The 6,844-nt window shown below is 73.6% G+C and carries 4 protein-coding genes; all 4 read left to right on the top strand.

Annotated features, from left to right (window positions below):
* Positions 1-2,335: transcription-repair coupling factor (mfd, locus tag ACRDSK_RS30300; RefSeq protein ID WP_431444811.1), on the top strand; the 2,335-nt coding region annotated here is incomplete at its 5' end.
* A 24-nt stretch (positions 2,336-2,359) separates the two neighbouring features.
* Entirely contained in the window at positions 2,360-3,385 is a 1,026-nt protein-coding gene (locus tag ACRDSK_RS30295; protein WP_431444809.1) for a SurA N-terminal domain-containing protein, read from the top strand.
* Positions 3,382-4,329 carry a MazG family protein gene (locus tag ACRDSK_RS30290; RefSeq protein WP_431444807.1) on the top strand — a complete coding sequence of 316 codons (948 nt, stop codon included), beginning with the start codon at positions 3,382-3,384 and terminating at the stop codon, positions 4,327-4,329. Before ACRDSK_RS30295 ends, ACRDSK_RS30290 begins: the two co-directional genes overlap by 4 nt.
* 79 nt (positions 4,330-4,408) lie before the next feature.
* Positions 4,409-6,844, top strand: a 2,436-nt coding sequence (locus tag ACRDSK_RS30285) for a S41 family peptidase (RefSeq protein WP_431444806.1), incomplete at its 3' end; no start/stop codon positions are given.

Here is a 6,844-nt window from a genome sequence, read left to right as displayed (position 1 = left end):
GGGCGGTGTCGCGCGCCGCGCCGTCGAGCAGCTCGCCGACGCCGAGGCCGCGGCCGCGTTCGCCGAGGACGGGCTGCACGAGCCGCCACCCGCCGGGATCGTGACCGTGGTCCGGGGCGCCATCGAGGAGGGCTTCGGTGTCCCCGACCGCGCGCTGGTCGTGCTCACCGAGACCGACCTCACCGGCGGCCGGCACGGCACGTCGACCCGCGACCTGTCGGCCAAGATGCCCTCGCGGCGGCGCAACGCCGTCGACCCGCTCGCGCTGCGCAACGGCGACTACGTCGTCCACGAGCAGCACGGCATCGGCCGCTACATCGAGATGGTCCAGCGCACGGTCTCCGGCGCGACCCGCGAGTACCTCCTCCTGGAGTACGCGTCGTCCAAGCGCGGCCAGCCCGGCGACCGGCTCTTCGTCCCGACCGACCAACTGGACCAGGTCTCCCGCTACGTCGGCGGGGAGATGCCGTCGCTGAACAAGCTCGGCGGCTCGGATTGGAAGAACACCAAGTCCCGCGCCAAGAAAGCGGTCAAGCAGATCGCCGCCGAGCTCGTCCAGCTCTACGCCGCCCGCCAGTCCGCGCCCGGCCACGCGTTCGGCGCCGACACCCCCTGGCAGCGCGAGCTCGAGGACGCGTTCCCGTTCACCGAGACGCCCGACCAGATGGCGGCCATCGACGAGGTCAAGGCCGACATGATGCGCGGCGTCCCGATGGACCGGGTGATCTGCGGCGACGTCGGCTACGGCAAGACCGAGATCGCCGTGCGGGCCGCGTTCAAGGCGGTGCAGGACGGCAAGCAGGTCGCCGTTCTCGTGCCGACCACGCTGCTCGCCCAGCAGCACCTCAACACGTTCACCGAGCGCCTGCAGTCCTTCCCGGTCACCGTCCGCGGCCTGTCCCGGTTCACCCACGGGCCGGACGCCGAGGTGGTGGTCGAGGGGCTCGCCGCCGGCGACGTGGACGTCGTGATCGGCACGCATCGCCTGCTGCAGACCGGCATCCGCTACAAGGACCTCGGCCTGGTGATCGTCGACGAGGAGCAGCGGTTCGGCGTCGAGCACAAGGAACACATCAAGGCGCTGCGCACGCACGTCGACGTGCTCACCATGTCGGCCACGCCGATCCCGCGCACGCTGGAGATGTCGCTCGCCGGCATCCGCGAGATGTCCACGATCCTGACCCCGCCCGAGGACCGGCACCCGATCCTCACCTACGTCGGCGGCTACGACGACAAGCAGGTCGGCGCTGCGATCCGGCGCGAGCTGCTGCGCGACGGCCAGGTCTTCTTCGTGCACAACCGGGTCTCCTCGATCGAGAAGGCCGCGCGCCGGCTGCGCGAGCTGGTGCCCGAGGCACGCGTGGTCACCGCGCACGGCCAGATGAACGAGGACCGGCTCGAGAAGATCATCGAGGGCTTCTGGGACCGTGAGTTCGACGTGCTGGTGTGCACCACGATCGTCGAGACCGGGCTGGACATCGCCAACGCCAACACGCTGATCGTCGAGCGCGGCGACCTGCTCGGCCTCGCCCAGCTCCACCAGCTGCGCGGGCGGGTGGGCCGCGGCCGCGAGCGCGGGTACGCCTACTTCCTGTTCCCGCCGGAGGCGCCGCTCACCGAGACCGCGCACGACCGGCTCGCCACGATCGCGCAGAACACCGAGCTCGGCGCCGGCATGGCGGTGGCGATGAAGGACCTGGAGATCCGCGGCGCCGGCAACATCCTCGGCGCCGAACAGTCCGGACACATCGCCGGCGTCGGCTTCGACCTCTACGTCCGGCTGGTCGGCGAGGCCGTCGAGGCGTTCCGCAAGCACGCGGGCGCGGAGCCGGGCGAGGAGGAGGAAGAGCTCGCCGAGGTGCGGGTGGACCTGCCGGTCGACGCGCACATCCCGCACGACTACGTGCCGGGGGAGCGGCTGCGGCTCGAGGCCTACCGCAAGATCGCCGCCGCGGCCGACGCCGAGGGGCTGGCCGCGGTCACCGACGAGCTGAAGGACCGCTACGGCAGCCCGCCGCTGCCGGTGCGGCGGCTGTTCGCGGTGGCGGCGTTCCGGCAGACCTGCCGGGAGCACGGCGTCACCGAGGTCGCCACCCAGGGGAACCTGATCCGGTTGGCGCCGCTGCGGCTGCGCGACTCTCAGCTTGTGCGGCTCAAGCGCCTGTACCCCAAGGCGAACTACAAAGCCGTGACCAACCTCGTCTCGGTGCCGCGGCCGACCGAGGGGCCCGCCGGCGGCCGGATGGGCGCCCCGCAGCTGCGCGACACGGACCTGCTCGACTGGTGCGCGAACCTGCTTGACTCGTTGGAGATCGCCCCAGCACCGGTCGGGTGAACCGCTGTGAGAGGCTTGGCAGCCGTGACGACTGCCAAGCCGCGTTCCGGTGCCCTTGTCGCTGTCCGAAACACGGTGCTCATCGCGGTGCTGGCCGCGCTCGTCGCCGGGCTCACCGCGTGCGGATCCGGACCGAGCCAGGCCAACTCCGCCGTGATCGTGGACGGCCGGTCCGTGTCGGTCGACGAGGTGCAGAACCTGCTCGACAAGATCGTGCGCGAGCAGCCCGCGGCCCGGCCGCTGGCCCAGCAACGCAAGCTGGACCTGGTGGCGCGCGAAGCGGTGAGCCAGCTGATCCAGCACGAGCTGCTGGTCGAGGCGGCGCGCGAGGAGAACATCAGCGTCAAGCGCGAGGACGTGGCGCAGGCGATGGCGCAGGACCCGTTCAAGGAGGAGCTGCCGACGGACGGCAGCGTGCCGCCGGACGCGCTGGCCAGCCAGCTCGTGTTCCGGGCGCGGGACCTGCGTGACACGGTGACCGACCAGGTCCTGCTGGCGCAGCTCGCGGACAAGTACTTCGACAAGCTGCAGGTCACGATGGACTACACGACCGTGGTCTCCGACAACCCGAGCGCGAAGCCGGAGTCCATGCGGGAGCAGGCCGAGGCGAAGGCCCGCGAGTTCGCCGCCGACCCGGACCGGGCCGCCGACGTGATCGCGAAGGAGCAGGAGGCCGGGCAGGACGCCCAGGAGGGCGCGCAGTTCCCGGCCGTGCAGAGTGCCGCGCTGGCGGCGACCGCGATGTTCGGCTCCGAGCCGGGCACGGTCGTCGCGTTCGAGCCCTCGGCCGAGCAGGCGCTGTGGGTGGTCGGCCTGATCCGCCAGCGCGACACCGACGCGACGGTCGACACGTCGCAGGCGCCGCAGGTCTCGGCCACCGAGCTCGTCGCGGTCGGCCTGCGGATGCTGCAGCCCTACGCCGAGCAGGCCGAGATCCAGGTCAGCCCGCGCTACGGCGTGTGGGACATGGCCGCGATGGGCGTGGCGCCGAGCGAGGGTGAGACCGAGGGCCTGGTGCTGCCGCCGGCCGGCGACGACTCGCAGCAGTGACGTCCGGCCCGACCGTCGTACTGGTCGACCGGGGCGTACTGCCGGCGGCCGCCGTGCCGCTGCTGCGGTCGGACCGCGAGGTGTACGCGGCGCCGGGCGTGGACCTGGGCCTGCCGCCGGCTCCCGAGTCGTTGTCGGGTCCGGTCGTGCTCGTCACCGACGACCTCTCCGCCGACCCCGCCGCCGCGCTGGCGGCCGGCGGTGCCACGGTCGTGGCCGCGCCGTCGGGCTCCCGCCTGCTCGACGCCGTCGCGGTGATGGACCGCCTGCGTTCGCCGGGCGGCTGCCCGTGGGACGCCGAGCAGACGCACGACTCGCTGCGCCAGTACCTCGTGGAGGAGTGCTTCGAGCTGCTGGAGGCCATCGAGGACGGCGACCGCGGGGCGCTGCGCGAGGAGCTCGGCGACGTGTTGCTGCAGGTCCTGTTCCACGCGCGGATCGCCGAGGAGGACGCCGCGGACCCGTTCTCCGTGGACGACGTGGCCGCCTCGCTCGTGGCCAAGCTGGTCGGTCGCCATCCGCACGTGTTCGCCGGCGGCGACCCCGCGGTGCGCGACGCCGGCACGCAGGAGGTGCGCTGGGAGGAGCTCAAGCAGCAGGAGAAGCGCCGCGAGTCCAGTGTGGACGGAGTGGCGACGGGTCAGCCGGCCCTCGCGCTCGCCGCGAAGCTCGCGCAGCGCACGGCCCGCGCCGGCCTGCCTGGCGACCTGCTGCCCCGCGGTTCGGACACCGGCGCGCGCCTGTTCGACCTGGCGGTGCTGGCGAAGCTGGCGGGCACCGACCCGGAGGGCGAGCTGCGAGCCGTGGCCCGCACCTTCGCCGAGGCGGTCCGCACGGCGGAGAAGTCCGCCCGTGCCGCGGGCGCCGACCCGACCCGGATGACCGCGGCGGACTGGCGCCTCCATTGGCCGGGGCACACCGACCCGGAGCACGGCCGCGGCTGATCCGGTAGTCCACCGGTTCTCCGGTGTGCCCACAGTGAATCGCGCCTCGACCGTCGGTGGGCGCGGCTAACGTGGCGACGTGACCGACTCCTACCTCCGCCACCCCCACCTGCACGGCGATCTCGTGACCTTCGTCGCCGAGGACGACGTGTGGATCGCGCCGCTCGATGGAGGCCGCGCCTGGCGGGTCTCCGCGGACCAGTCCGCCGCGAGCTCGCCGCGCTTCTCCCCGGACGGCTCGCTGATCGCGTGGACCAGCTGGCGCGACGTCGAGCCCGAGGTGCACCTCGCGCCGGCCGACGGCGGGCCCAGCCGGCGGCTCACCTACTGGGGCGACGTCAAGACCGAGGTCCTCGGCTGGTCGGGTGACGCGGTCCTGGCCAGCAGCACGGTCGGTCAGCACTCGACTCGGCAGAGCTGGGCCTACGAGGTCCCGACCGACGGCAGCGGGTCACGCCGGCTGCCGTACGGGCCGGTCGGCGGCCTCGCGCTCGGCCCGAACGGCGCGGTCCTGCTCTCCGCCGCGTTCTCCCGCGAACCGGCCTGGTGGAAGCGTTACCGCGGCGGCACCGCCGGCAAGCTCTGGCTCGACGCGAACGGCGACGGCGAGTTCGTCCGCTTCCAGGCCGACCTCGACGGCAACCTCTCCTCGCCGATGTGGGTCGGCGACCGGCTCGCGTTCCTGTCCGACCACGAGGGCGTCGCCGACCTCTACTCCTGCCTGCCCGACGGCGGCGACCTGCGCCGACACCGGGTGGACGCGGCCGGCGAGTTCTACGCGCGCGGCGCCGCCACCGACGGCGAGCGCGTGGTCTTCCACCGCGCGGGCCGGCTGTGGCTCGTCGAGGGCCTCGGCAGTCACACGAACGCTGAGCCGCGCGAGCTCGACATCCGGCTCGGCGGCCCGCGTCCCGCCCGCGCGCCCTACCCGGTGCGCGCCGGCGACGAGCTGAGCGACGTCGGGCCCGACCACACCGGGCGGGGCAGCGCGGTCGAGGTCCGCGGCACGGTCCACTGGCTGACCCACCGCGACGGTCCGGTCCGGGCGCTGGCCGCCGAGCCCGGGGTGCGCGCCCGGCTGCCGCGCACGTTCGGCGAACAGGTCGTCTGGGTCACCGACGCCGACGGCGAGGACGCCCTGGAGATCGCGCCGGTCGACGGCCACGCCGCGGGCTCGACGCCGCGCCGGATCGGCTCCGGGCGGCTCGGCCGGGTGCTCGAGCTGGCGGCCGCGCCAGACGGCCGGCGCATCGCCGTGGCCACCCACGACGGTCGCGTGCTGCTGGTCGACGCGGACACCGGCGAGCTGCGCGAGGTCGCCCGCAGCGAGGACGGCGACCCGACCGATCTCGCGTTCTCGCCCGACTCGGGCTGGCTCGCGTGGTCGCACCCGGGCCCGATCCCGTTGCGGCACATCAGGATGGCGTCCACCATCGACCTGACCGTCGTGGACGTCACGCCGATCCGCTTCGTCGACCACGACCCGGTGTTCACGGTGGACGGCAAGCACCTGGCGTTCCTGTCCCAGCGCAGCTTCGACCCGGTCTACGACGTGCACGTGTTCGACCTGTCGTTCCCGAACGGGTCGCGCCCGCACCTGGTGCCGCTGGCCGCCACCACGCCGTCGCCGTTCTCCCCGCAGCTGCGCGGGCGGCCGGTCGAGGACGACGACGGCAAGGACAAGGACGGCGGCGACGGGGACGAGGGCCCGCCGCGCACCGCGGTCGATCTCGAAGGTCTCGCCGACCGGGTGGTCCCGGTGCCGGTGCCGGCCGCGCGGTACTCGTCGCTGCGTGCGGTGAAGGGTGGCCTGGCGTGGCTGCGCGTGCCGCTGTCCGGCGTGCTCGGCGAGGACGGCGACCTCGTCGATGACGACGACGACCACCGTCCGGCGCTCGAGCGGTACGACTTCGCCAAGCGCAAGCTCGAGTCGCTGACCGAGGGCGTCGACGACGTGTGGGCGACCGGCGACGGCGAGCGGCTGATCGTGCGCGACGGGCGCAGCCTGCGGGTGCAGGCGGCCGACCGCAAGTCCGATGGCGACTCGGACAGCACCGACGACGTGAAGGTCGATCTGTCTCGGGTGCGCGTGCAGGTCGACCCGGGAGCCGAGTGGCGCCAGTCGTTCGACGAGGCGTGGCGGCTGATGCGGGATCACTTCTGGCGCACGGACATGGGCGGCGTCGACTGGGCGGAGGTGCGCGAGCGGTACCGGCCGCTGGTCGACGCGGTCGGCTCGCATGACGAGCTGGTCGACCTGCTGTGGGAGCTGCAGGGTGAGCTGGGGACCTCGCATGCGTACGTGACACCGCCGGGCGGCGACGTCGAGTCCGCGCGGCGGATCGGCCTGCTGGGCGCGGATGTCGCGCGCGGGGAGGACGGCGTGTGGCGGGTGGCGCGGATCCTGCCCGCCGAGTCGTCGGATCCTCGGGCGCGCTCGCCGCTGCGCGCGCCGGGCGTCGCGGTCCGGGTGGGCGACGCGATCCTGGCCGTCGACGGCCGGCCGGTGCCGGCC

This window comes from Actinophytocola sp., from assembly GCF_050699915.1.
GTDB lineage: Bacteria > Actinomycetota > Actinomycetes > Mycobacteriales > Pseudonocardiaceae > Actinophytocola.
Note: the sequence above shows the minus strand (reverse complement) of the source record. Positions and strands in the feature narration are given on the sequence as shown.